At 59.3% G+C, this 26,498-nt stretch carries 9 protein-coding genes and 5 pseudogenes; 4 read left to right on the top strand and 10 right to left on the bottom strand.

Going from position 1 to position 26,498, the window contains the following annotated elements:
- Positions 1-98: 98 nt before the first annotated feature.
- Entirely contained in the window at positions 99-3,692 is a 3,594-nt protein-coding gene (locus AMK00_RS23880) for a Ulp1 family isopeptidase (RefSeq protein ID WP_442966353.1), read from the bottom strand.
- 36 nt (positions 3,693-3,728) lie between these two features.
- Positions 3,729-4,239 (bottom strand): annotated as a pseudogene (locus AMK00_RS32205) (transposase); the annotation flags it as partial.
- Positions 4,240-4,762: 523 nt separating this feature from the next.
- On the opposite strand from AMK00_RS32205, the gene AMK00_RS23870 reads away from it, so the two are divergent.
- Together AMK00_RS23870 and AMK00_RS31335 are read left to right on the top strand one after the other, a co-directional pair.
- Positions 4,763-5,650 (top strand): hypothetical protein, encoded by an 888-nt coding sequence (locus tag AMK00_RS23870; RefSeq protein WP_064812001.1) that lies wholly within the window; start codon positions 4,763-4,765, stop codon positions 5,648-5,650.
- A gap of 2,251 nt (positions 5,651-7,901) precedes the next feature.
- Positions 7,902-8,459: pseudogene (locus AMK00_RS31335) on the top strand (radical SAM protein); the annotation flags it as partial.
- A 209-nt stretch (positions 8,460-8,668) separates the two neighbouring features.
- Here the strand turns inward: AMK00_RS31335 and AMK00_RS23850 are convergent.
- From AMK00_RS23850 to tssK, 8 genes and pseudogenes are all read right to left on the bottom strand, one after another.
- Positions 8,669-9,679, bottom strand: a complete 1,011-nt coding sequence (locus AMK00_RS23850) for a LysR substrate-binding domain-containing protein (RefSeq protein WP_012489527.1) — start codon at positions 9,677-9,679, stop codon at positions 8,669-8,671.
- A gap of 191 nt (positions 9,680-9,870) precedes the next feature.
- Positions 9,871-10,197 (bottom strand): annotated as a pseudogene (locus AMK00_RS31330) (carbamoyltransferase N-terminal domain-containing protein); the annotation flags it as partial.
- Between the two features lie 823 nt (positions 10,198-11,020).
- Positions 11,021-11,259: pseudogene (locus tag AMK00_RS23845) on the bottom strand (SIR2 family protein); the annotation flags it as partial.
- Between the two features lie 99 nt (positions 11,260-11,358).
- Positions 11,359-12,975: a hypothetical protein gene (locus AMK00_RS23840; protein WP_012489526.1), complete on the bottom strand. Its 1,617-nt coding sequence runs from the start codon at positions 12,973-12,975 to the stop codon at positions 11,359-11,361.
- Between the two features lie 296 nt (positions 12,976-13,271).
- The gene (tssM, locus tag AMK00_RS23830; RefSeq protein ID WP_012489525.1) at positions 13,272-16,877 is read right to left on the bottom strand and encodes a type VI secretion system membrane subunit TssM; all 3,606 of its coding nucleotides are present in this window, start codon (positions 16,875-16,877) and stop codon (positions 13,272-13,274) included.
- A gap of 9 nt (positions 16,878-16,886) precedes the next feature.
- Positions 16,887-18,176 carry a type IVB secretion system protein IcmH/DotU gene (gene icmH / locus AMK00_RS23825; protein WP_008536065.1) on the bottom strand — a complete coding sequence of 430 codons (1,290 nt, stop codon included), beginning with the start codon at positions 18,174-18,176 and terminating at the stop codon, positions 16,887-16,889.
- Positions 18,176-19,396, bottom strand: coding sequence for a type VI secretion system-associated FHA domain protein (locus AMK00_RS23820; protein WP_185171510.1), 1,221 nt, complete (start codon positions 19,394-19,396; stop codon positions 18,176-18,178). Before AMK00_RS23820 ends, icmH begins: the two co-directional genes overlap by 1 nt.
- Positions 19,397-19,403: 7 nt before the next feature.
- Positions 19,404-20,759 (bottom strand): type VI secretion system baseplate subunit TssK, encoded by a 1,356-nt coding sequence (tssK, locus tag AMK00_RS23815; protein ID WP_016737477.1) that lies wholly within the window; start codon positions 20,757-20,759, stop codon positions 19,404-19,406.
- Positions 20,760-21,412: 653 nt separating this feature from the next.
- Between tssK and AMK00_RS31320 the strand changes: the two are divergent.
- Positions 21,413-21,960, top strand: a pseudogene (locus AMK00_RS31320) (transposase); the annotation flags it as partial.
- A gap of 965 nt (positions 21,961-22,925) precedes the next feature.
- Positions 22,926-25,595 carry a hypothetical protein gene (locus AMK00_RS23805; protein ID WP_237352973.1) on the top strand — a complete coding sequence of 890 codons (2,670 nt, stop codon included), beginning with the start codon at positions 22,926-22,928 and terminating at the stop codon, positions 25,593-25,595.
- The last annotated feature ends 903 nt before the right edge of the window (positions 25,596-26,498 follow it).

Raw genomic sequence — 26,498 nt, 5'->3', positions numbered from 1 at the left:
CTGACAATGTCGCCCCTCTAATCAGCTTTGACAGCAATTGTAACCGCAAAGTTAGAATGTAAGAACGACTGGCATCTATTGCTCGATCCATCTCCACCCTATTGCAGGAAAAGGTAAATGTCGCTCTGCATGCCTGATGGCCCCAGAGTGGCCGTGTAGGGCACACCATGGATACTGAAGTTGGTGGGTTTGTCCGCGCTCGGCAGCAAGTCAAACAAGTACATTGCAGGCAGAAGGTCATCTGGTACCGGTTGATTGCCGTGTTGCCAGCTCGGAGGGACAAATCCTCCCAAGTCGTCCACAGGCAGCGTGTACTGTGGGGTGCCGAAGATCGATGCCCCCAAGCTTTGCTCCCATGGTGCGTCTGGCGGATTGACGCTTTGCACCGGTGAATAGGCGGCTGACGGCAAATCCTGCCGGAAGGTCGCTGTATTCCAGCTATCGGGAAGCTGGCCGGGTTGACCCACTCCATGCCAAAACTCTGCGGGATCGGCGATCTGTGTGGAGGACTCCGGTTCAGCCGCCGCAGCCCCCGCTCGAGCACTGTTGGTCGCGGTGCTCAGACGTCGTTGGAGTTGCTCCCGATCGGCGACGAGGTTGTCGAGGTGCAGCACGGCTGGCCGGTCTCTTCGCGCCAGACGTCTAACGAGCGCCCGCGTGCCGTCAACCACGAAGACTCCGCAATCATAGCCGTTCCGCTGTTGGGTCATGCGGACGGGCTCCAGACGGGTACCCAACCTTTGTGCGAGCATTGCTGCAAACTCGTCGTTCTGGCCCCGGAAGGAGTCATAGTGATAGGCAGCCGGCCCCTCGCGGTTGCGACGGTCAACGAGTAGCAGCGACCAATGGGTGCCGCGGTGATCAGGATCCGAAGCACTGGCATCGCTCACTGGAAGGAACAGGAAGTCGGCTGTATCTCTTCCATTCTGATCATTAACGATGCGCTGGAAAGCGCTCAGCGCGGTGCTCTCATCGCCCAGGCGCAGATGATAATGGGCTATCAGGGGATCGATAAGCCGCGTCCTGGCTGCGAGATCCGGATCGTTTCGCTGCAAGTCCTGCATTAGCAGCTCATAATCCGTCTGGATATGCTGGTCGCCCAGCCATTCGATATGGTCGAGCGACAATCCGCTGCGGCCTTCGATCGATGGATCAACCTGCTGCAGCGGCGAAGTTGATCTGAACTCGGCACGTGAATCCGAACGGCCGTCCAGACCGGCCGGTTCGCGGCCACTTGCCGGCTCAGGGGACAACCCCGACGCTGCGTTCGCCTCAACGACTTGCTGGTACTGCCGAAGCCGCTTGAAAGAGATAGTGTGTTTTCCCATGTCTTCGGTGAAGTCTTGGTAATCTTTTTTCAACGACCATTGCTGCTGATCACTGCCGTTGAGCCGGCTCGCTATGCTCTCCCTACCCCTGGTTTGCAGCCAATCACTAAACTTTCGTTGAGTGCTGGCCAGTCTCCAGACGACTCTCCTCTGCGAAGTCGAGTCCGGTCCGAGCTTACTCAGCTCTTCGTTGGCGAAGCTATCAATCATGAGGGCGTCGTCGGGATAAGGATTATGCTGTTTCAACTGCGACTCAGCGCCTAGATACTGCCGCAGCCGATCGAAACTCACGCTTATTCTTTTTCCTTCAGCGTTGGTAAAGTTACTGTAATCGTCCTTTAACGACTGTTGCTGCTGATCACTGCCAGTCAAGCGACTGCCTATGCTCCCCCGACCCTTCTTTCGGAGCCAATCACTAAACCTCCGTTGATTGCTGGCCAGATTCAAGACTACTTTCCTCTGCGAAGTCGAGTTCGATCCGAGCTTGCTCAGCGCTTCCTTGGCTAGGTCATCAATGATGCGGGCGTCATCGGGATAAGGATCATGCTGTTTCAACTGCGACTCGGCGCCTAGATACTGCCGCAGCCGATTGAAACTCACGACCACTTTTTTTCCTTCCTCCTTGGTAAAGGCCCTAAAATCCTCCTGCAACGACCGTTGCTGCTCATCAGTACCGGTGAGTCGGCTGACCATGCTCTCCCTGCCCTCCCTTTTGAGCCAATCGCTAAATTTTCGTTGGTTACTGGCATTTTTCCGGGAAGTCGAGACCGGTCCGAGCTTACTCTGCTCTTCGTTGGCCAAGGCCTCAATAATGAGGGCGTCGTCGGGATAAGGATCATGCTGCTTCAACTGGGACTCGGCGCCTAGATACTGCCGCAGCCGATCAAAACCCACGTTTATTCTTCCTTCAGCCTTGGTAAAGCCCCTAAAATCGTCCTTCAACGACCCTTGCTGCTGATCACTGCCAGTCAGGCGACTGGCTATGCTCCCCCTACCATTCTTTTGGAGCCAATTACTAAACCTCCGTTGATTTATGGCCGTAATCCGGACAACATTCCTCTTGGAAGTCGAGTCCGATCCGAGCTTGCTCAGCTCTTCGTTGGCTAGGTCATCAATGATGCGGGCGTCGTCGGGATAAGGATGATGCTGTTTCAACTGGGACTCGGCGCCTAGATACTGCCGCAGCCGATCTAAACTCACGACCACTTTTCCCTCGGCCTCGGTAAATTTCCTAAAATCCTCCTGCAACGACCGTTGCTGCTCATCAGTACCCGTGAGTCGGCTGACTATGCTCTCCCTGCCCTCCCTTTTGAGCCAAGCGCTAAATTTTCGTTGGTTACTGGCATTTTTCCGGGAAGTCGAGACCGGTCGGAGCTTACTCCGCTCTTCGTTGGCCAAGGCCTCAATAATGAGGGCGTCGTCGGGATAAGGATCATGAATTCGGCGGCCCATCAGGCGCGGCCCAGGTCCAACGGCTTGGAGTTCTTGCCCCTCAGGCGAGAGCCTCCTGAAATGAGACAGTGCTGAGTTAAGACGCTTACGATCGTCCCCACCGTTTGCCCAGTAATCCGCGATATCACCGGCTAGCGAATCTGGATCGTTTAAAAACCGAGAAGCCATCGAATCTCTGTTTTCTGCTCGGAGCCAACGAGCGAACCTCCTAAGAATCCCTAAATTGTTCTCGACGGTAGCCTCGGGAACCCTTCCGTCCCCTCGGCCGACGCTACCGTCGGGTAGAATTTCGTAGTTTCGGACTGCTTCCGCGAACTGGTTGATGCGGGTCTCGTCATCGGGATGCATGTCCCGGTCGGCGGGGCGACCACGCTTGGCGCCGACGCGAGCCTTGGTTGAGACCACGTGAGTCTCCGTTGCGGCATCGACGTCTTGCTGCCCCGAACTCCGCGACGACGTCTTGCCGCTGCTCAATCCGAACGCCTTCTTGAACCCTGACGCCATGCGCGACGTAAATCCGCGGCGTTTGCCCTGCGGCGCCGCGGCGACTTCGCCCGCCTCCGCCATATTGCTCGATGTCTTGCTCCCCGAGCCGCCGAATCGCAAGCTGCTGGAGCCCGCCCGAGAGACGTCTATGCTGTGGCGGGCGCCGCTCAACGAGTTCTCCGGCGCCAACGACTGCGGCGTCACTCGCATCGAACCGCCCACGGATCTGCGACGCGGCACACGGTCGCCGGCGTCACTGTCGTGCGAACCGAGGCGCAAGTCGCTCAGATCCTGTTCCACATCTCGTCTCTGTGAATTGTACTCCCGGATCCAGGCGTCCGTATCGAAAGCTCCGGTCACGCCTTCGATCCACTCACTTACTTCGCGAGAATCGTCATCGCGCGGCTGGTTCCGTCTTGGGTACATCGATGCCGGTCCTCCGGAAATCAAATTTGGAACCTCGATCCTATTGACGCCGGACGGCTCTCCTTCCCGTCGAAGCAGGACGAACAGTCGCCGATAGCCGAAACGCCGACGCTCGTTTGCAAGGTCACGCAGCTTTGCCCGCAGCGCCACCTCCGGCGGTCGGCAGGACCGATAACGCACCGTCTTGCGGTCGGCGGATATGATCTGGCAGGCCCGCCGCTCCGAAAGACCCATCACGGCCTTCAGATGCGTGACGGCTTCACGCTTGGCGGCAGGCCCTACCATTTTTTTTTGCAAGAAGCTCGCGGAGCGCGGCCGCATCCAGCATCTGTTCGGCCAGCAGCTTTTTCAGCCTGGCGTTCTCGTCCTCAAGCGCCTTCAGCCGCTTGGCCTCGGACACTTCCATACCACCGTATTTGGCTTTCCAGTTGTAAAACGTCGCTTCCGAAATCCCGTGCTTACGGCAGAGGTCGGCCGCCTTCGCGCCTGCCTCCTGCTCCTTCAGTACCGCAATTATCTGCTCTTCGGTAAACCTCTGCTTCTTCATTCGTCCGTCCTTTGATGGGCCGGACTCTAATCAATTCTGGAGGAAATTCGCAGTGGCAGGTCACCTTCACCACCTAAGGGGTCACGTGGCTCCGCTTTTCCAAAGCATTTTAGAATATCGATTTTGCATGATGGCGACCAGTCCGGTTGCACTAGCATATGCGTAATCTGCAATTGGAGACCAACAACGGTGAAAACAGAACAGGCCCGCGGGGCGGTAAATTTTCCGAGACGCCTCTAACATTCAAGCTAATCTTAGCCCTGCCGCGGCGCAGACACCTCCGACGGACTGTCAGCCGATTCGACGATGGTCTGGCGAAGGGAGCCACGCTTTCGCGGATCCTCGAGGCTTGGGCTGAGGTAAAGGGATCAGGAGCGGCGCATGCAACGCGCACCGCCCGCTTCATCGAGTCTAGCAGTCACGTATCCGCTTTATAGGCCGGACATGTGAGCGCACCGTTCCCATGTGAAGCGACTGAAAAGAATGCGCTTCATCACACCTTTCACTCTCAGGAGAGACCGCCATGGATAACTCAGAACGATCGCTGCGCTACAACATTTCCGAGGAAGATGATCGCACCCGGGCCATGGCGGGGTGGATCGAGAATATGACCGGGGCACAAACGCTTACGGGCATGCCGTCCCGATCAACGCCAGATCCCCATGCTCTTTCGCCTTCGTCGCCAACGCGACCATACTCGCTCTCTTCCGAACCTCCAATTAAGGTGCTCGACAGATCGACATTTGCCAGAAAAGTAAGGGAATTTTACGGTGATGAAATCAAGCACATTTCCGTCAATCCACAAGAGTACTCGCCCTTCGTGTCCTCTAAAGCCCTGCGTACGGCTACCATCGCTCGACTCTACGGCGGCACCGACAATGATACGCCCAGCGCGCGATATTTCAGCTATGATCTGGGAGAACGAAGCGTTGGGCTTTTAAGAACAGAGGATGGATTTAGCATCGAAAACGAGCCGTGGCGGGAACTATTTCCCGGTCGAAGAAGAATCACGTCGATTGCAGACCTTCGCGTTACTCATCCGCTTGTCGAGAACGCAGGCGATATTCTGCTCGAACATCAACTTCAACTCGACGGCGAACAGCCGTTGATCATGTCACGTCCCGCTACGCCGGAGATGGGAACCCGTCTAGAGCAGATGGGTTTCGTTAATGTGGGTGAAAATCGCTGGGTGCTCGACCCTACGCAACATCCCGACAAGTGGACAAAGAATAGCAAGGGTGGATGGCAGCGCGCCGACAAACCTTGGAGTTATCTCTCTAAAACCGTGGAGTATCTTAGCGACGATGAAGCAGGTGTCGAGGAGCATTCGAGTGACGCCAGTGTCGAGACAGATTCATCCGATGATGACCCGTCTTGGTACTTCGAACACCTCAATTTGAACCGCGGCTAAAAGCTTGCCTCATCGTGAGGACTTTTTGCGCCGCCGGCTGAGTTGATACGCCCTTGTATTACGGGAGGACGCAGGCGAAGATTAGAGACTGCAATAATTGCTGCGACTCTCTGCGACGGCCCGCCTCATGCTGCACTCCGATCCTGCCGCGATGCAGATTGGCGGGGCTGGCTTCTGGGTGGTCCGCAACGATATCGCCGTTGGGGGTATCTTCTGATAATGGCCGTCGGGTTCGAAAACCTTCTGGTTGAGCCCCTAAAAGATCACCCAGGTACTCCCCAGGCGCCTCATGAATAACGACACCGAAGCGCTTGAACTCGAATCGCTCGTATCCGGACCCGTCGCCAAGCCCAAGGCGACCGTCCGACACGATGTCGATGAATGATCGACGTGCGAGCTGACCGGAAACCGCAAGGTCCGGTCGACATCATCGGGACGCGCCCATGGGCCCCATCGGCACGCGTCGGCGAATAGCGGCGAGATCCGTCTCGTCGGCGCGTTCCAGTTCTCGACCATCGGCGTGCGCACATAGCCGAGCTCTTATGGCCGTCAGGCCCACTCGACGCGACGCCAACTCGCATGCCAAACTTTTCGTGATCAAGATCAGGCCCCTTCCAGGCAGCGTAGCCGTTGCGTCTGGGGCGCCCAGCAACCCGCCCAGCGAGGCCACATTGAAGATCGCAGGGCCGCGCGGCAACGCCGCACCGCACCGTTCCGCTTCCAGGAAGATCCACGGCAACGACAATGTCGCCGTTTGTCGCAAAGGCATCGACCAGAGCGCGGCCAATCCCGCCTGCAGCGCGTGTAATGACGGCGGGTGTCTGCTTGCTTCATGGATTAGCTTCTCCTGCTCCGGCGTATGCGATCTAACGCTAAAGGAGCCAGATGACAGCAAGTTAGCACCACGTCCCGGAAAAGAAGAGTTCGGCACCAGCTGAACGCGCCGCTATTCCGCCTCGGCTTTTCATGCTCTTTGCCGCTTCCGAGCGTATAGACCGGGTCGTTAGAATGCGATGTTCCGATCGGCTGCCTGAAACCGAACCGCTCAAACTCTGGCGACGCCGCCTGCTGTGTCTGCTCCTCGAGCCAATCATAGACCACTGTGCGGTCGGCAATTCTCCACTCCCCTTCCCTTTTCAGAAAATGGTCGCAATATCGACCACATAGGAGAAACCTGGCAACGTTTGATCCGGCCGCAGTCCGGCCCTCGTTGGAGCGCAGTGAAGTAGCTCTCGACAGGTGCTTCAGCCGGGCTGATAAACTCAATCAGAACGTTGGTGATCTGGTGGATGTTGCGCGGTTCGGTCTTGAAGACACCAAGCGTGAACTCAATGAATCCCTCGGCGGAGCCCGTGTACGCTCCGTGAACGTCCTGCGCATCAGGCCAGAAGGAGCTGCGCAGCCCCGCCTCGTCCGCCCGTCTATCCCGCGGCAATACCGATAGGACAGTCGCGGATCGTTTCGCGATCATGCAATTCGACCCATTTTCGTGGTCCATGGCCCGTCGCAAGTCTGGTCTTGAGTTGAAAATGGCGTTCTATGCATCTGCGAACGGACATTCGCGCCGTCGGCGCTTGACTTGGCCTCGCAATGCCACTTCCCAGGGAACGTCTGTGAACTCAAACAGCGTGCGTAGGACAGCAACTCCCGCGCAATCAAGGACCATTGGTGCGTTGGATTTTGTCTGCAAGAACAGCCAGGGCCTCTCTGCGCTTGTGTGGAAGGTAGCTAACGGTCCATTCGGCGACAATGCGATCGACGAGTTCGCCAGAAAGAGCCCAATGTCGACTGGATCCCCGTTTGCGGCCGCCGGGGCTGCCGGTGCCTGTCTCGGCGAAGTCTCCTCCAAAGCCTGTATCCGAACGATCCTGCCTGGCTCCCAATCGGGCTCGTCTGACCGAGCGGGAGCGGCTGATCGACGCGAGGGAGAAATCTGGGGCCAGGCGGCTCGCCTCTCGGCGTCACCCCACGTTAGGCTGGTTATGCCATCCGCGGGCATCAAATCGGGGTGAAAGAAAGTTCTAAGCCTGGTGTGGTCGAGCGGCCCGACCTGCCCTCCTCAACTCAAGCACTCGAGGCGAGCCGCCATTTTACCGGTGTAGGTCTATTGTCGAATGCCTGACAACCCTATGTCGGGTCGCAAATGGAGGGAACCGGACAAAAAACTCTAACCAATTGAAAACTAACGCAATTTTCATTGGCATGGCCCTTGCTTCTTGAACCGCGACGTTAAGCAGCAACGGAGCCTTTAATGCCCCCACCAATGATTTCGCTCAAGAACCTGACCAGCACGACAACTATGAACCAACTGCTGGCCACAGCGAAGTCCACTGCTTGCGCCGCGTCATTGTGCGGTTCGTCCGCAAAGCCGCACCACGTCGAGCCGGCTGTCTGGGAGAAAATCACGGACCTTTCCTGCTATTTAGAAAAAGCGCACTACTATTTCGCGCGCATGCACGTCGTAGCCGCACCAGCTTGCAATATCCAGTGCAACTACTGCAATAGTAAATACTGCGCCAACGAAAGCCGGCCTACGCCTGACCAGGCGCTGCGAAAGGTCGTTGCGGTCGCCAATGAAGTCCCTCAGCTTTCCGTGCTCTTTATCGCCGGACCAAGCGATGCCTGTTATGACCGGAAGAAGACAAAGGCGACATTTGCACGCGGAGCCACAGAGGTCCCCGATATCAAGCTGTGTCTTTCAACCAACGGTCCGGCAGTGCCAGACCGTGTCGGCGAGCCTGCTGACATAAATGTTGATCACTTGACGATCACCATCAAAATGGTCGATCCGAGAGCCGGCGCGAAGATATCCGCGCCACTGCAGGGCCGAGCCGCAGCTCAGCAGAAGCCCGGATACAAGCAGACCCCGCGAGCACATAGGCATCCAAGTCTCGATATTCGTCCAACATGCCTGGCACTCTCGGGCGCAGCAGCGCTGAGCTCTTGGTCATCTCCCCGCGCAAAATCCCCGTTTGCTCTCTTTGATGCTTCGGGAGCATCCCGATCACCGCTTCTGTGTCAGTCTGCTCCCGTCTCCAACGCTGCGGCGACCTCCTTGCGCAGCCATTTATGCTGCGGGTCGTGATGGCACCGCTCGTGCCAGATGAGCATGACCTTGTACGGTGCCGGCTCGAGGGGTGGATCAACAACCCTAAGCGGCAGCATCGCGGAAACTTGGGTCGCAACGCGGCGCGGGACGAGCAATACCAAATCCGTCCCCGAAGCCACCACCGCTGCCGTGAGAACGCTGGAAAAAAGTATGGGACTACGATCCTCTCGCAGGTTGGGCAAGTGGTCGTAGATCGGGCCGAAATGGTCGGGGGAGTCCGTACTGATGGCAGCGTGACGCAAGGTCGCGAAGTTGTCGATCGTCCATTCCTGCGCCAGCGCGGGATGGTCGTGGCGCAACAAACACGCGAAGCGGTCTGTATAGAGACTGCGCCGAAAATAGCCAGGCAGTTGCACGTCAATATGCCCAACGGCCAAATCAATATCACCTTGCTCAAGCCCCCGCACGGCACGATCAAACGGCAAACAGGCGAGTGTGTCGAGATGAGGGGCACGCTCGCGTAACCACGGCAGGAGGCGCGGTAGTACAGCCAAAGCTTGATGATCGGGGATCGCCAGCGTTGCCCCCCTCCCCCATTCTTTTGAGATTACGCTGCGGCTTGTCACCATCTCTCGGATCGTACGCAGTGCCGACGGCAGCCTTTGAGCCAAGTGTTCGCCTTGCGGCGTTGGGATCAAACCCGTTGAAGACCGCACCAGCAGGTCATCATTGAACATGCCGCGCAGCCTTCCCAGTGCCCGGCTCATCGCCGGTTGACTCCGCCCGATGTGCTGGCCCGCGTGCGTCACGTTCCGGTATTCGAGCAGAGCCTCGAGCGCGACCAGGAGGTTGAGGTCTATTGATGCCAAGTTTATCTGGTGTCCAGTGAGGCGCTCTCCTCTCCAATCTTGCAACATCTTTCGCCTATAAGCGAGTTGATCCGTCACCTCTTTTTCTACATAGCGTTTCATGACGTTCATTCCTCAACAATCAATTCCGGGTCCAACGTTTTCGAGTTCATCTCGGCGGTGGAGCGCGGGTGACAACCTCATGGCATTGTGCCATCACGCGTCCAAGGGGCGGCCAGATCTGTGTGACGATGGCGATCACATGGAACATCGGGGTGTCCCACAGGAATATAGCGCCCGTGTCGACTTCCCCGAGCCCGTTGCAACAGTCTCGGATCCGATGCTGGGGTGCTTGGGTGAAAGAGGCGCACGCGCTCGAGCACAGCGTTGCAATAGGCCTCGGTCGCATAATACGCGATGCGGTCGATGTCGCTCAGGTGAACACCTGCAGATGCGAGGCAATATTGAATCGAACGCATTGGTAACTTGTTGGAGTGCTTGATCCGGTTAAGGCGCTCCTCCTCGACCGCCGCTATCACTCGCCCGTCGCGAACGGGAACCGCAGCCCCATCGTGCATAAAGGTGCTCGGTAGATCGGACGAATTTTCGTAATCTTTGCTTAGACCGCCACTGAGCCCTAGACACAGCATGTTGCTCTCCAGTTCGTTTCGGAAGGTAGGTCGCTCTGGCCTGGCCACCGGCCTTCGTAGTTTCATAGGGTGGCGCTTGACAGTGCAGCTAGAGCTCACGGGGTCGAAGCCGATACCATTAGTGACCGGCGCGGCGACATTGCCGACAACCGATCCTGCGCAACCTTCTTGATCATTGTTGCGACGCCGCACAGAAACCCGGGCCGAAGCGCTTGCAGCAGAACTGCCTAACCTATCCACATCACTCAATCCTTCATATTTCGGCCCGACAGCCGCAAGAAAACATCACGAGGTTTGGTGGCCCTGCAAAAGGCGCAGACCAAGTCCTCGCGGCTGCGAGCGCGCCTGCTCTGGCTTCTAGTGATTGTGGGAGATGCACTCACAGGTTAGTCGACCAGGGAACAGTGCTTCTTGTGAGAGCCCTATCAGCACTGAAACGGGAGAAGCAACGGTGAAGATTCTGCCCGATCACGACCAGCGTAAGATAACAATCGAGGCCAGGCAACTGACAGAGGGCTCCAGGTCGAATTTCCAGCATCGTCTCCGCACCTGAGGACCCATTTTTTTAGAACTCCACATAATCTACACAGCGCTCTTCAGCGTTTTCTAAGGGCAATCGTTTTGAGCAGTAAAATCGTTTTTGTGGATGGAATGCGTGCAAAAAGGAATGGGTGGATTCATAGCAAGGCGAGCGGCACTTTCAAACAGCGGCCGTGATGATCAACGTTTACGGCAAATCCGCCTCCGACGTCGGTGCCGACGACCGACCTCCGAAATCCTCGTGTATCGTCGTACCCGCAACACTCCTTCTCTACTCTGGTTTTCAGCCGATAAACCTAGCCGCAGCTTCGCCAGTCGGCACGTCGATAAGCGTGATCGGGCTTGCTGCAAGGAAACGGCGTTGGTTGTTGGTCGGCGCTGCCGCATCCAGCACCGCAAAACGTGGTGCGTTGGATCGCGTCATGATCCGTCGGGCGTAGGTGCGCAGCATCTGGTCGTTGAAGCGGCAGCCGATGAAGAAGAGCCTCTGTTGGTGCGCCGCTCCTTCACCGCTTCGCTGACCCACCTGAGCGGCGGAACTCCTTCCGTCGCTGATGAGGCCGTTGATGGCCTGCTCGCCCGGCCTTCCGGTGGGTCGGCCGGCATCGAGACAGGCGATTATTACGCGGCGGGCGCGGCGCGCGAGGTTTCGATGCGCTTCAGTCCATCGGTGATGGCCGCGAGCCCTTCCCGCAGCGTCTGCCCTATAGTGCCCGGACCGATGTCGATTGGAGGATTGTCAAGCATGGCTACAATGTCGCTGCCGTTGAGATAATCGAGCTTCTTCTGGACTGTGGTTCGGACACGCTCGGTCGCGCTCGACAGTGCCTCACCGTTGCGTTCGGTGATGGCGGAGAGCTGATCTGAAAGCTCTCCTCCGAACTGCAGGAAGATGTCGTCGACATACCTCCACGTTCCGCCGCGGGCTTCCACATCGACCATCTGGTTGATCTTGCTCTTTACCTCATCCCGCAGCGTCAAGGCAGTGTCGAGATGAGCCTGCCATATAGCTATGATACTTTCGACCGAGTTCTCGATGGATTTGGTCCTTTCGGGCTGGTCTGCGATGCCAAGAAGGACCAGAAGTTGATCATCGTTACCGAGCCGCGGGACCACCGCTGCGATCAGACGCTCCACAACCGCGCGCCTACGGGCTGCATCGCCTAGTTCCTTCGGCCATTGCGACGACACTATCTTCGCAATCCTCTCAGAATTCGCGTTCTCTAGCGGATAAGAAAGCTGTCGCTCCTGAGCCTTTGCCTTGATCAGACGGAACAAGGACTCTACTACCTCGTCTTGATCGAGAGCGCCCGTTGGAACTCTGTTCAGATCGATCCCATTCACCACGACCTCTTCGCGGCGGTCGCCGTTTGTCTCGCCCTGCCCCGCCCCATCGGGCATGTCATCCACATATTGAAGATTTCGCAGATTCTCAGGATAGGCCAGCATCAACAGAAGTCGGCCGGCGAAGTTGTGCAGCGTTGCCTCCTGCTCTTCCGGAGGCGTCGCAGCCAGCACACGTTGCAGCCAATCCGCGATCTTCGTGGTCAGATGGGACAACTCTGCGGTCTGTCCCGCGCCAATTTGCGCGCTGAGACTTACTGCGTGATTGGAAATGGTCGCGGCCGCGGCGGCAATGCCCTCCTTCACTTCCGGGAGAAGCTGCTCCAGGAGCTCAGCCCCGCCTTCACGCTTGCTTCTCTCTTCAGTTTCTTCAACACTCCCTGCAGAGTTCCCTTCCGCGCTATCGAGCGCCGTCATCGGCCGATTGAATTCTTCAGAGTCGTCGGGTGGAAGAAATTGGGAGTTCTCCTCGGCGTTCATCTCAAACTGCTGAATGTCTTCTTCAGTTAAGATTCCTGCTTCCTGCATGTCAGGCAACCTCATGCGGAAGTTCACGAAATACTTCTTCATCACCTTTTGGACCTGCGGGAACCCGGCCTTTCCACCATCAGCCAACTTGACGAGGATAACGCCGTTTTCGTTCATCCTGCCCGTGCCTCTCCGCAGAAGCGAAAAGTTCTCCTTACTACTATCCTCATCATCTTCAAAAGGCATGTTTTTCAAAGTTTGTGCCAATCCATTGAGCTTTTTCTTACTCACCAGGACAGCAGGCTTCCGCAGATCGCCAACCGTGCCGACCGCAAAGCAGAACTCCAAATCCGCTCTGTTCTTCGTCTGGTCGATCAACTGCAGAAATTTCTTCGCTCTTGTCCTATTGTGCTTCATTCCGGCCATTATATCTCTCCAGTTTCCTGTTCTAGATCAGTGTACGTCGGTTGATAGGGTGGGACAGGATCTGATCACCCAACTTCCCGAAGATCTGCCTGATGGAGGTGACCGCGCTCTCCAGCGGTCTAGTCGAGCGGGAAAGCGGCGCGCCGAGATCAAGCGACGATCGCCGCCAGTCGCAGCCGTGACCGCCTCCGATCCGGCCGGCAACCGACATGCCGACCTCTCCCGCCGCAGACCTGCGTGGGCGTCTCGTGACCCCATAGGGCTTTCCCAGCGCCAGTCGGATGCTATCCCGGCGTTCATAAGAAATCTGGACATCGGAATTCTGACAGCAGATTGCGGGACAACGGGCTCATCACGCTGTCAGGCTGGAGGTTAAAAACCGCCCAATGGCGACCGGACACCAGTCGTACCTGAATAAGGTCCCCTCCTCCCAATGGCTGCTTATCCGCCTCATTTAAGAGGCGAAACAGCGCCCAATGGCCGCTCTTGGAGAGGGTGGCGCCTTGAAAACCGATGAAAGCGACGGAAGCGCCGCCGACGCCGCCGGCCGTAGGCCAATGGAAATGCATGGCCGCGGCGGCCGTTCCTCGTCGATGTTCGAGGCGCTGGCCGTCGATGTCTACCACCACCTGGTCTGTCAACGGATCGGTCTCGGCGACGGTGAGCAGGAATCCAACTGACACCTGGCCGGCATCATCGAACATGGTGTCGCGGATCGTGGCTGCCCGTTGGAACTGGGCCAAGGTATTGCGGCCGATAGGGAAATCGACACCGCTCGTTGGCCGAAACTGCCACGAACCTTTGGATTTGTCGACGAATGGGGAAAGGTTCTCGGCGAAGAAAGTGTCGATCTCCGCCTTGCGGCCGAACAGCCGGGCGAAATCGCTCAAAGGGATATCCCGGCGGGATCCGCTCGCGAAGGGATACCGTCCTTCGGTAGCCCGTCGGCACAAATCGCCGGGGCCGCCCGCCCAACCGCTCGCCAACCCGCGCCTCATGCCGCTGACGGTTAGGTCCGAGCTGTGGCGGCTGAGGCCGAGGATCCATTGCCGGATGGGTTCGGGCAGATCGGCCGCCCCCGCCTCGATCTGTTGGATGGCGACGCCCGCCTGCCCGTTGTGTTCCAAGATGTTCGAACCCGCCAGCCCCTGCGCCTGGCTGAGGGAGCGATACAGTTCGCCGAGATCCCGGAGAGCACTGTCGATCGGCGCCTGCGCGCCCGCTTGGCTGTTCGACGGCACTTCGACCAGCTGGTGCAGCCACCGGAAATGATCGCCCATATAGAGCTGGACGTGAGCTTCAGGCGTGTCCGCGGCCGGTTGAGACCGGAACAGTGCCTCGAGCTCGCTTGGCAACACCTCGCCCTGGGGGACACTGTCACCTTTCGTCAAGCCGTCCTCGGGAGCCGGTGGTTGCTTGAGCTTTAGCTCCTGCGCCGCCGCGAAAAGGAACAGGCGCATTGGTGACGTCGGCGCGGACAGCGTGTTCAAGGTGCGCAGCGCGTCATCGATACCCCCAGACGGGCGGATGGACATATCGCCAATGAGCTGGTCCCAGCGCAACGCGAACTCCTGAGCGTAGAGATCCGCCGCCGAACGCCGCAGCTTCTGGCTCACATCACCGGCTGCAATCGGCGCGACTACCTGTGAGTCGAGAACCCAGCCTTCTGCAGCGACAGCGTCAGCCACTTGCGGCAGCAATCGCAGGAAGGTTCCGTAAAACCCCGCCCTCGTGTAGATGCCAGGAACCCCCTCGCTGAGCGGCTGTCCCGATTTGCGAGCCAGGACGCCCTGCGCCAGCGGCCCGGCATGGTCGGCCAGACGCCAGGTTGGCGCCCGCGAGGCTTCGGGACTGGTCGCGATGATGTCGAGGACGCGGCGCGCCATCGAGACGGTCTGGAGCTTCGCGCGGCTCCTCTCGATCAGTTCGCCATTAAGCTCACTATGGGGCAGCGGCCCTTCCATGAGTGCATCCAGGTGATCAGCGAGCGCGCTGCGCAGGCCGGCATCGGCTTCGGCCGGAAACATCACTCGCCAGTCGGCAGCCATCCAGTTTTTGACGACCGCGCGCTGGAGCGGACCCTGCTGACCCAGCATCAGGTAAACCTTTAACGCCTGGTAGACGAACTGATCATCGTCGTGCCGCTCGACCAATAAGGTTTCCAACCGGAACATCAGCCGCGGCAGCAGGATGGTGTTCACGGCGCGGCGGTACGCCGCGAGCGTCTGAACCTTGATTTTCTTACTCTGGTCGAGACCCGAACTTGATAGGCGGCCGCCCGCGCTGTCGCCGTTGGCATCACGCAGCCGCTGAAGCAGTGGCAGGATGGGTCGAAGATCGCCACTCTCAACCCGGTCGAGCTTCAGCTTTTCAGCCCCTCTGGCATAGCTGCCAGCCATTAGGCGAACGCTCTCGATCAGCTGAACATTCCGAATATAGCTGAACGTCCATAAGACGCTGGCGGTAACAATGACCGCCGCTATCATCGTGTAGGCGCCATACCGGATCCGCCGCTGGCGCCGATCGAAGCGGTGATTGGCATCGACGAGCCCAGCTTCGGCGAAAACGACTTCGCGCAGCAGCCGGCTGATGAAATAATTACGGCCCGGGCCACGAAGCGCTGTACAGGGCGGCTGAGCGATCTCGAAGGTCTGAGATCTGGCGTTCGCAACTCGATCGAAGGGCATGCCAATTTGCGTGCCGCTTAAGAAGTAGACGCCGCGGAGCATAAGCGGTTCCTGGAACGAATTCCCGCCAAAGGCTTCCTTCAAGAACTGTTGCGTCAGGTGCTTGAGGCTAGCGACCTGCTGTGGGAAGCCGAACATGAGCGCACGACGCTGGAGGTTGCTTTCGTGCTGCATTCGTTCAAGCAGCCTTTCGTTTAGGCGGCCAACAAGCGCATCGTATGCTGCGGCAAACGCCATCGGATCGCCTTCGTCCTCCGACGCCTCTTGCGCAAAGGTGAACCCCCACACCGCCTCCCGCCCCTCGCGACCCAGATCGTCGAAGAATTCAACAAATCCCGCCAGCAGATCGCTCTTAGTGAAAAGCACATAAATCGGCAGTTGCAGGCGAAGCTCCCTGTACACTTCGAGGAGCCGCTCACGGATACAGCGCGCGCGATCGGCGAGCACTTCCTCGGATGTAGAATTCAGCTCGCTGATTGCGATCGTGACTAAGACACCGTTCAGCGGCTGCCGTGGCCGGGAGCGTCTGAGCATACGAAGCAAGCCACGCCAAACCGCTTTGTCCCGGTCTGCATCACCCTCCTGTACCGTGTAGCGCCCAGCAGTGTCGACGAACACCGCGTCATCGGTGATCCACCAGTCGCAGTTTTCCGTACCCGCTAACCCACCGGCGGCTCTCAGACCGGACCTCGCCGCCATCGGAAAGCTGAGCCCGGAATTGACTATTGCTGTGGTCTTCCCCGAGTTGGGCGGACCGATCATCACATACCAGGGCCGCTGATAGAGCCACCGCCTGCTGATACCTCCTGCGTAGCGGCGCCCCTTGAGTGTGGTAAGGGTCTCGCGGAAACGATGACGAATCGCCTCCAGCTCTCTTTCAGCAAGCGTGCTGGCTTGCCCCACACTTCGGTCGGAAGGCCTTGGGTCTCCCTTCTTCTGCTCGGCCCCACCCGCGTCCAGCGCTCCCGACACTCGTGATTGGACGAGGTCTTCAAAATAGGCCTGAACCTTGTAAAGCTGGGACTGGATCAAGTAGATCACGGTGTATCCGACCGGAATCAGCATCGATGCCGCGATCTGGCTGCGAAGGCTGTCAAGCGGCGCAAATCCTCCGACCGAGATATGCGGTCCGAGCGTGAAGATTAAGGCACATACGATCGCCGCCCCGCCGACACGGAGCCATTGCCACCTAAGCGCTTTCTTGATTGACTGCATGGCTTGTCTTCATTGTGTCTTTGTGATGATGATTTGAATCCGACGGTTCCGCGCGCGGCCCTCGGGCGTGTGGTTCGAAGCGACCGGTTCTCCGCTCCCTCTGCCCTCTTCTCGCACGCGGCCTGGGTCATCCATCATGGATTTGATAATCTCGGCAGCTGCGCTCGCACGCGCGAGCGAAAGGGAATCGTTTGAAGGGAAGGCGAGTGATTGCACCGGAATGGCGTCGGTGTGCCCGGTCAGGAGGACCGATCCCGACTCACCGTTCAGAGAACGACCAATTCGTAAAAGAAGCGGCAGGAACATTTTCTTCACTTCCGGACTAGCAGAATCGAACATCCCGGAGGCGCGAATGATAACGACGATCTGCTGTGGGTCCTCGGACACAGTGACAAGCCCTTCGCGGATTTCGGGCTCGAGGAAGTTACGCAGTCGGTCGCTGCTCATAACAACCTTTGGTGGCAATGCGATTCTCGCCGATCTGACAACGCCGTTCGGCGGCAATGTCGCGATATCGTTGAAGACAGCGTCGGCGCGGGCATTTAATGCATGCAGGAGTCCGGTATAGATCGAGAGGAGTAATCCTGCCCCAAACGCTACGACGGCCCAGATTGGAACGATTGTGCGGCGTGGCTTCGGATTATTTGAGTTCCTCCGCCAGTGCGGGGATAGTTCGCGCTCGAAGTCACCACGGGCTGCTCGGATCAGGCGGTAGACGTCTTCGCACAGCACACTGAGCTCTGCGGCTCCTCCCGCAGTGACGCGGTAGCGGCCTTCGAAGCCCAACCTCATGCAGTAGTAGAGCAGCTCCAGCAGTTCTATATTGATGGCCGGTTCATTTTTCAATTGCGTCAGCAGATCGAAGAAGCGCTCGCCGCCCCAGGTATCGCTGAACAGCGATCCCACCAAGCTGCGCGTCGTCCAGACGCTGTTGCTGCCCCAGGCTGTGTTCAGAACGATGTCATCGATGGTCGCGCAGAGGGCGTATTTGCAGACCTTGATCGCTCGCGAGGGCAATCCGAGCGGCGTGATCCGACGCTCAAAAGCATCGATCTCCCGCAGCACCCTAAGGCGCAGTGCTTCAACGTCGATATGGCTAGCACTGCTCTTGAGCTGAGCGCTGAGACCCAGCAGCGCCGCCGCGGCCGCGACCAGTGGATTAAGTCGGTCGAGCGCAAGCATCTCCCAGGTAAGTTCGTCCGCCACTGGCGATGACGGCGAAGGGACAGCCAACTGCTCCTCGGCGTGAAGGAGGACGAGTGGCTGGGATTTTGGCATCGTTTCCTCAATCACCACCATCAACCCGCCCACTTCCCTTCGGAGCGGACGCTCTCATCGTGGGATCGGCGGGCGGGTCGACTACGCTCTCGCACTGGGCGCGCGAAGTCGGCGCCGAAGCTCCGGAGCAAATCGGTTTCGATGCTCGATACGACGTCATTGAAGACGCGCACGTACGCACTCCGGTTTCGCGCCTTATGGTTGCGGTGCAAAAGGGAACGGGGCCGCCCCATCGCCTTCTCGATCCCTGCTAGGGACAAGCGTGCACGGACGCTGGACAGAGCCTTCTGCACAACCGCGAATGACACGTCATGCGTCCCACGGTCGGTGAAGGCTTGCTCAACGGCCAGGTCTCCGCGGAGGGACCCGCTGGAGTCATTGCACAGAACTGCGCGCAACGCCTCGCCGACATCGGGAACGAGACTCAGGGTTTTTTCGTCGGAACTCTTATTTCTGAATAATTGTTCGCCAGCTCTCGCTCGGAGAGTATGCTGTGCAGCGCGGCGGAATACAGAAGCATTTTCCCTGCACGATCCAGCACGCTTACGATGCCGGCATTCCGGACATCTGCCAATGATAAGCCGCAGGCGGCAAGGAAAGCCGTGACCGCCGCTCGATGATTCTTGGCGAGATGATTGCTCCACCTTGGGTTGCGTCAAGATGGGGGCCCGATCTGGCACACTGTCTGCGTAGATATCCCACGGACTTCTCATCATGCCCGCCAGCGCGTCTAAACGAGTGCCTAAGAACGGCAATGGTAGGAACTCGCCGTCCCTCAGGTCCAGCAGCGCTTCTTCACCCCGGGTGCAATTGCCCGCCAGGAGCGACGAGGCCGTTTCGAGGGGGCCAAGAAGACTCAACTCCTCACTTGTCGCTGCAAGTTGTCCCTCCGGTTCGGCGGCACTCTCCGCAATGGATATCGAAGGCGACACCGCGACGACATCGGTCATATAGGCGCCGATCTGAATAACATCGCTGGTTTTCCGGGCGACCGGCGCCTCTGACGGAAGCGGCACCGCCTCGTCATTTTGACATGTGTCGTCGCGGCCTCGGTCGATCAGTACGTATCGCCGTGCCATGCACTCGATTGAGCAGTGGGATTTCGAGACCATCTGCTGATCATCCGGCAGAACCAGGCTGTTGCCTGCTCGGCTGGTAGTCAGTCCACCAGCCGCGTCGCCCGGCACGAGATATTCCGGAAAACTACATCTATTGCTGTGTACACGTAGCGTGAGGGGCATTGGTGGGCTAACTCAAATGTGGGTTCTGTCCGGCTCGGATGGCCCAGAGAGCCATTTCGAGATTTGGGAAGTCGCCAGCAACGTGCAGCGCCAAGCCGGCGGATTGGGGCATATCCTTCCAGAAGCGGCTATTTTGATCGATCTCGAAATAGCTGAATCCAACATGGAAGGGGATCTGACGCGGCGCGACCGGTAGGGGATTGATGATAATGCCGGGCAGTGCGACATTGACGAGTTCCGTGATTTTCTCCGCCGGGCCGATCTTAATCTGAGACGGGAACTCGCGCCGGAGGCGCTCGACCTCAATATCAGCCCGAGCAGCCAGCACGAAGCTCGAGGTCGTAAAGAGAGAGCGGTCGGCCACCTCAGCCACATGGACACCGTATTTTTGCCGCTGCAGCGGTACGGGGACCGCAGTCTGCTCAATCACTGCACCCAGCGAAGCCCGGATCGACTGTATCACTGGCAAAAACGCCTCCGCGAGAGAGTCGTGCTTGTAAACACCAAGGGTCGGGGCACGTTTATCGACGCGGGCGAACGTGGCTAGTTCACCCGCCAACTGGAGCATGAGAACATACAGCGATTCCGGATTTACAACGGCGGCCTTGGACAGGTGGCAGAAGTACGGCTCGTACCGATTGATCGCCTGCAGCAGAAGGAAGTCCGCGAGCTCTGCAACCCGGTTCGTTCCCGACTGGGAGACCCGAGTGGCCAGAGCTTCACCACGATGGTGAAGCAGGCCGGTGATCTCAGTGATGTAGTTCGAGAGGACCCGGGAGCTGGCGCAGTCGGGGGTTGGCGGCACGTGCGTTTCGTCCAGAATGATCTGTCGGTCGGCCCGGACCTCTATGATACGGGCGATTGGGATGCAAGTGTAGCCAGACCGGTCTGCCGCGTCCGGCAGCAGTCGAAAATCCAGCCTCGCTACGTCGATGGAGGCGCTGCCTCGCTCGCCAGCGTTGGTGTCGACAACATCCTCAGTGGAGACTGCGAAGCGGATAGGTACGTCAATTCCCGCTTGCGCGTCGGTTTCAAGAGCGCCGGGTTGATAAAACGGTACCGCCAAGTGAATAAGCGAATCTCGAAAATCCGGCGGAACGTCGTAGGGAGTTGGCTGGTTGGCTTCGTCAGGAATACTGAAGGGCATCCCGTCCTCCAAGACGCCGCGAGCCGCTTCGATGGCGATCTTACCGAGACCAAGCAGCTCTCGATTGAGCCGCAGCTCGCTGATACCCCACCCGTACCCATGCAAAACCGCCGTCCTGCTGCGCACCAGCTGTTCGACGTGACGATCGGCCTGCTGAAAATGCTGCGGGCGGAGGAACAAGCCCTCCGACCAGACGACCCTATTATTCCACGACATTCAAGACTCGCCTCGCGTCCACCTGACAGAACGGCTTTCTCCGTAAAAGTAGCAGAGCTTCACTGCCCCCTTGCATGCACATCTGATATCCAACAATGCGCTGGTAGAAGGGCATCGCGTGTCGGGACAGCTCAGATATGCAAGCGCCGAAGCTCATCAGGATTGGTCATGAGCCCCCTTGCAGCGCGACAAGCAAGGGGTCTCATCTAGACTGTCGCTCAGTAGCCCGTTGCCCTCAGAGCCTTATTGGTCGTTCATGTTCACACTGACCTACAACGCGCCAATTCGCCTGTCCTGTCACTCGTACGGGATGAATCTCGCAAATGACCGCCCGGAAGCCTTGAGACCCGGCGCCGCAAGTACGGGGCCAAAAGAGCAGCGCAACAGGCAAGGTGACACGTGATGCGCATTGCCTCGTCGAAAATGTTCCTGAATACGCTGAGGCAGTGCCGCCGCCAACATCGTCTTCACGCGCCGCCGCCCCTAAAGCACCTTGACGACCAGTTTAGCGATTAGACAACCACCTCCTGGACACGATCCACGAACCGGTTGCAGTCCCGGTTCGCGCCAGGTGCGGGATAGCAGCCTGGCGGCATGGATCATTCATGCGGCGAAGATAGGCATTTCCACATTTGGTGATGCCCAATAGCTAGCGAATGGGATATGCGCTGCGCCTCATGTTGGCGCGCGAGCACATGCAAGATGGCACGGTGGAGATCGACCGTTTTCATCTCGGTGAGCGACCGAGAATGGATCCGGACGGTCTACCGCCTGGACGGGGCCGAAAAGGCCTTTCGATACATGCAGGGCGCGCGACGGCGAAAGGGATCGAACCGCAACCTGCCTGATGGGCGGTGAGGCGTTCATGGCGATTGGCAAGAGCTTTGCTACGCATGAGAACGTAAAGCATTCGAGCCGCGAATTCGTCCAAGTCGCCGTCCACTCGGTGGGAGGTTTCAGGTCCCGGGTCCGCCGCACCATTGCCGGCGTCTTTCATCATATCAGCCCGCAGCATGCCTTGTCTTTCCACGAGATCGGCTTCCGCTGGTCACAGCGCATTGTTACGGGCCAGGCAGTGCGGATACTAGTCACGGGTGCCGCCGGCGCTGCGATTGCTGCAAGTCTTTCGCGCTATTACCGGCCGGCAATGCGCAGAAGTCCGGATGCCGGGATCATCGTTAGATCTCCCAGCCTTTTGTGATAAGGCCGCGTTGTTTAGCGGAAGCCAGCAAGGAGTTCGAAGACGAAGGCCGACCTCACTGGCGCCGCAATTGGCGACAGTTGCCACTACCCTGGTATCGTTGGGCCAATCCCACCATAGAAGAGATCATGTCGATGTTTCGTCGTAACCGGCTTGCGCGGCACCGGCGGCCGTCAGCGTTGATAGCAATCCGAGCCGATCGCCACATCAAGCACGGACCTCCGGTCTGGAGAACGGGTCGTCGCTGCATCTCTCGAAGGATCGCCGCTGTCGTTATGGGTTCACGCAGGAGCTGCGCCATAGCCGCTCACTAACCGGATGCGAGCATATCACCTGTGCATGCAATCCAATACCGGGACTGCGCTAGTTTGAATCGCGGGCTCTTCTCCGTGGTTTTTGAGGTTCTGCTGCAATGATGCGTTTACGCTACCAGTTATCAACGGCCTGGCCATGTCTTCGGGATCTGCCGGCCTCCCGTCACCTGAGCTCGATTCCGCAGAGCCGCCCCATGCCACAACAGCAAAAAACGGGACCCACGGTGATTGAGCGGCGTCCGAACGAGGCTCGGCAAGCTGGAGCGGTCGATGGTCGCAGTCGCGCCCCTTGCACTCTGGTTAAGTCGCTTGAGCCCCTGATAAATTCTGACCTTCCGTCAGCAGTCGGTGCCCGACAGCTGACCCCTTGTTTCCTGAAGGCCATATCCCAGGGGGGTGAGCATGGTTGACAGGGACCCTCGGACTAAGGGGCAGGGCTCTTCGCGGCCGGATGAGGGCCGGCACCCAGCGGATCAAAGAGCGCAGTCTTCAGTGGCGCGTGTCGATCAAGTGGCCGACAACTTCAATTCGGACGACATCTGGCAAGAGAATTCGGTATTGCGTTACGTGGAAAGGCTAAGCGTCGACCAGCCAAGCCCGCCGACCGAGCTTCAAAGCCCTGAAGAACAAACCCCGCAAATGATGGCTGACATGACGGAACTGACGAGAGTTCCGGTCGTCCCGGCAGAGACCGCGTTCAACCTCACGAGGACAACAGATGAATACAATAATGCCGATCGCACTATTCACCTCGTCGAGGGCCAGCCGCTGGAGACTGGCCCTCAGCGCGGGGGGCTGCATGGCCTTGGGAATTTAGAAGCCTCAGCGGTTGCCGGGCCCACCGAGGTGCCGGGTGGAAGAGAGGAGCATTCGGCCATGTCCGAGGTGCCCGCGGAGCCCAGCGATCCGACCGGTGGCGGGCGCAAGAGGCGGACTACTGAGAAGGACGCAGATCCCAGGCCCAGCCGCAGGCAGACGTTATATGCTCAAAGGCCGCTGGCGTTGGCGCCTGATCTCAGCGCCGCGAATGCCGGCATAATCGTGGGGGCCTCAACGGGCGATCTCGTCAATCGAGCGGCGTTCCGGACGGTGTCGGCCCAGGACCAGGCGAGGCTGGACGAAATCGCCAGGCAGACACCGCGGCAGTCGAGGCAGAGCAAGGGGGCGTGGGCGGACGCGCTGAAGGCGGCCCATCCCAATCTCAGCGCCGCCGATGCCGCCGTAATCGTGGGCGTCGTAAAGCGGGTTATCGCCAGGAGGGCGGCGTATCGAACGGTGTCGGCCCAGGACCGGGCGAGGCTTGACGAGATCAAGGCGGCGACACCGCAGCTGCCGGGGCAGAGCAAGGGGGCGTGGGCGGACGCGCTGAAGGCGGCCCATCCCGATCTCAGCGCCGCCGATGCCGCCATAACCGTGGGCTCTTTTAAGGACGATATTGCAAGGAGGACGGCGTTCCGGACGGTGTCGGCCCAGGACCAGGCGAGGCTGGACGAAATCGCCAGGCAGACACCGCAGCTACCGGGGCAGAGCAAGGGGGCGTGGGCGGACGCGCTGAAGGCGGCCCATCCCGATCTCAGCGCCGCCGATGCCGCCATAATCGTGGGTGCCGTAAAGCAGGATATTGCTAAAAGGGCCGCGTTCCAGACGGTGTCGGCCCAGGACCAGGCGAGACTGGACGAAATCGCGGCGGTGACACCGCGGCTGCCGGGGCAGAGCAAGGGGGCGTGGGCGGACGCGCTGAAGGCGGCCCATCCCGATCTCAGCGCCGCCGATGCCGCCATAATCGTGAATGCCGTAAAGCAGGATATTGCTAAAAGGACAGCGTTCCAGACGGTGTCGGCCCAGGACCACGCGAGGCTGGACGAAATCGCCAGGCAGACACCGCAGCTACAGGGGCAGAGCAAGGGGGCGTGGGCGGACGCACTGAAGGCGGCCCATCCCGATCTCAGCGCCGCCGATGCCGCCGCCATCGTGGGCGCCGTAAAGCGGGTTATCGCCAGGAGGGCGGCTTTTCAGACGGTGTCGGCCCAGGATCAGGCGAGGCTGGACGAAATCGCTAGGCAGACACCGCGGCTGCCGGGGCAGAGCAAGGGGGCGTGGGCGGACGCGCTGAAGGCGGCCCATCCCGATCTCAGCGCCGCCGATGCCGCCATAATTGTGGGTTCCGTAAAGCATAATATTGTAAAAAGGGCGGCGTTCCGGACGGTGTCGGCTCAGGACCAGGCGAGGCTGGACGAAATCGCCAGGCAAACACCGCGACAGTCGAGGCAGAGCAAGGGGGCGTGGGCGGACGCGCTGAAGGCGGCCCATCCCGATCTCAGCGCCGCCGATGCCGCCACAATCGTGGGCGCCTTAAAGGACGATATCGCCGTGAGGGCAGCGTTCCGGACGGTGTCGGCCCAGGACCAGGCGAGGCTGGACGAAATCGCGGCGGTGACACCGCGGCAGGGGCGGAGCAATGCGGCCTGGGCGGACGCGCTGAAGGCGGCCCATCCCGATCTCAGCGCCGCCGATGCCGCCACCATCGTGGGCGCCGCAAAGGACGAAATCGCCAGGAGGGCGGCGTTCCGGACGGTGTCGGCCCAGGACCAGGCGAGGCTGGACGAACTCGCTAGGCAGACACCGCAGCTGCCGGGGCAGAGCAATGCGGCCTGGGCGGACGCGCTGAAGGCGGCCCATCCCGATCTCAGCGCCGCCGATGCCGCCGTAATCGTGGGTGCCATAAAGCAGGATATTGCTAAAAGGGCGGCGTTCCGGACGGTGTCGGCCCAGGACCAGGCGAGGCTGGACGAAATCGCGGCGGCAACACCGCGGCAGGGGGGGAGCAATGCGGCCTGGGCCGATGCGCTGAAGGCGGCCCATCCCGATCTCAGCGCCGCCGATGCCGCCACCATCCTGGGCACCTTTAGGGACGATATCGCCAGGAGGGCGGCGTTCCGGACGGTGTCGGCCCAGGATCAGGCGAGGCTGGACGAGATCAAGGCGGCGACACCGCAGCTGCCGGGGCAGAGCAAGGGGGCGTGGGCGGACGCGCTGAAGGCGGCCCATCCCGATCTCAGCGCCGCCGATGCCGCCATAGTCGTGGGTGCCGTAAGGCGCGATATCGCCGTGAGGACGGCGTTCCAGACGGTGTCGGCCCAGGACCAGGCGAGGCTGGACGAAATCGCTAGGCAGACACCGCAGCTGCCGGGGCAGAGCAAGGGGGCGTGGGCAGACGCACTGAAGGCGGCCCATCCCGATCTCAGCGCCGCCGATGCCGCCATAATCGTGGGTGCCTCGAAGAAACGGATAGCCAGGAGGGCAGCGTTCAAGGTGATATAGGACGGCTCATGACTCATCACCACATTCCCTAGGAACTGCACCATCATGTGCGTTGGTTGTCCACCACGGGATTGCATGAGCATGTGAGAGCGCCGAATTTTTCTTCAGTCTGGAGGCCAATACCTGGCTCGAGATCGATATTTAGGGGCACGACGGCCGGCGCATTCCGGCTGACTAACACGCCGAGAGCGACCTCGTCTTCGACGGTCGGGAGCGCAGAATGTCGGCTCGCATGCCGCTGCGACCATCAGCCCGCTCCTCGCAAGATTGGCGCCAAGGCCGCCGTCGAACGATGGCGACGAGGCAAGTTTTTCCAAAACTTTCTTTAGCATAGAGGTAGAAGGATCGCTACAGCGGGGTTGCAGTGCGCGGGCGGCTAGGGTGACTAAGTGCGTGCACTCCACGACCGTCAAACGGGGTCGGTGTCCGTCAATTCGAAATCGCAGGGATCTGCACGAGAGACCGCGTGGTTGCCCTGCACGACTAATGGAAGCAGGGTCGACAGTCACGTTGGGATGCGGTAGGTGCGCGATAGAACGGGGGATTGGCGGCGGGACTCGATTCTTTTTAGAAGATCACGCAAAGCCGCATCACACCCATTGTCAAAAGTAAATACCGCGACGATGGTTATTAACCTTCGACTTCCGTCGAAAACGGCAATGGCGCTCACGAAGGAGGCCGGCCGCTGCGAAACCCCGCCATCTCCGCACCCCACTCCTTCGCTCCAACTGGGAGCAAAATGAATGAGGCAACGTGCGAATCTCGGGGAGCATCGTTACATGCGGTCAATACGGATCTCATCCAGATTGTCGCCCTATATGCCTCGTGCGGCGGTCCGGCGGAGCGCAGGAGATATAATGCCGTTGAAGTGCTCGAGCCGTTCTACCACTGACGCCGGGTCGC

It is taken from the genome of Rhizobium sp. N621 (assembly GCF_001664325.1).
Classification (GTDB): domain Bacteria; phylum Pseudomonadota; class Alphaproteobacteria; order Rhizobiales; family Rhizobiaceae; genus Rhizobium; species Rhizobium esperanzae.
This window is presented reverse-complemented; position numbering and strand designations above follow the sequence as displayed.

What these genes read in the sequence shown, in the direction of transcription:
- AMK00_RS23840 (WP_012489526.1), bottom strand. Translation starts at nt 12,975, where the DNA reads ATGGCCGGAATGAAGCACAATAGGACAAGAGCGAAGAAATTTCTGCAG.
- AMK00_RS23805 (WP_237352973.1), top strand. Translation starts at nt 22,926, where the DNA reads ATGACGGAACTGACGAGAGTTCCGGTCGTCCCGGCAGAGACCGCGTTC.
- AMK00_RS23850 (WP_012489527.1), bottom strand. Translation starts at nt 9,679, where the DNA reads ATGAACGTCATGAAACGCTATGTAGAAAAAGAGGTGACGGATCAACTC.
- tssK (WP_016737477.1), bottom strand. Translation starts at nt 20,759, where the DNA reads ATGTCGTGGAATAATAGGGTCGTCTGGTCGGAGGGCTTGTTCCTCCGC.
- icmH (WP_008536065.1), bottom strand. Translation starts at nt 18,176, where the DNA reads ATGGTGGTGATTGAGGAAACGATGCCAAAATCCCAGCCACTCGTCCTC.
- AMK00_RS23870 (WP_064812001.1), top strand. Translation starts at nt 4,763, where the DNA reads ATGGATAACTCAGAACGATCGCTGCGCTACAACATTTCCGAGGAAGAT.
- AMK00_RS23820 (WP_185171510.1), bottom strand. Translation starts at nt 19,396, where the DNA reads ATGCCCCTCACGCTACGTGTACACAGCAATAGATGTAGTTTTCCGGAA.
- tssM (WP_012489525.1), bottom strand. Translation starts at nt 16,877, where the DNA reads ATGCAGTCAATCAAGAAAGCGCTTAGGTGGCAATGGCTCCGTGTCGGC.
- AMK00_RS23880 (WP_442966353.1), bottom strand. Translation starts at nt 3,692, where the DNA reads ATGTACCCAAGACGGAACCAGCCGCGCGATGACGATTCTCGCGAAGTA.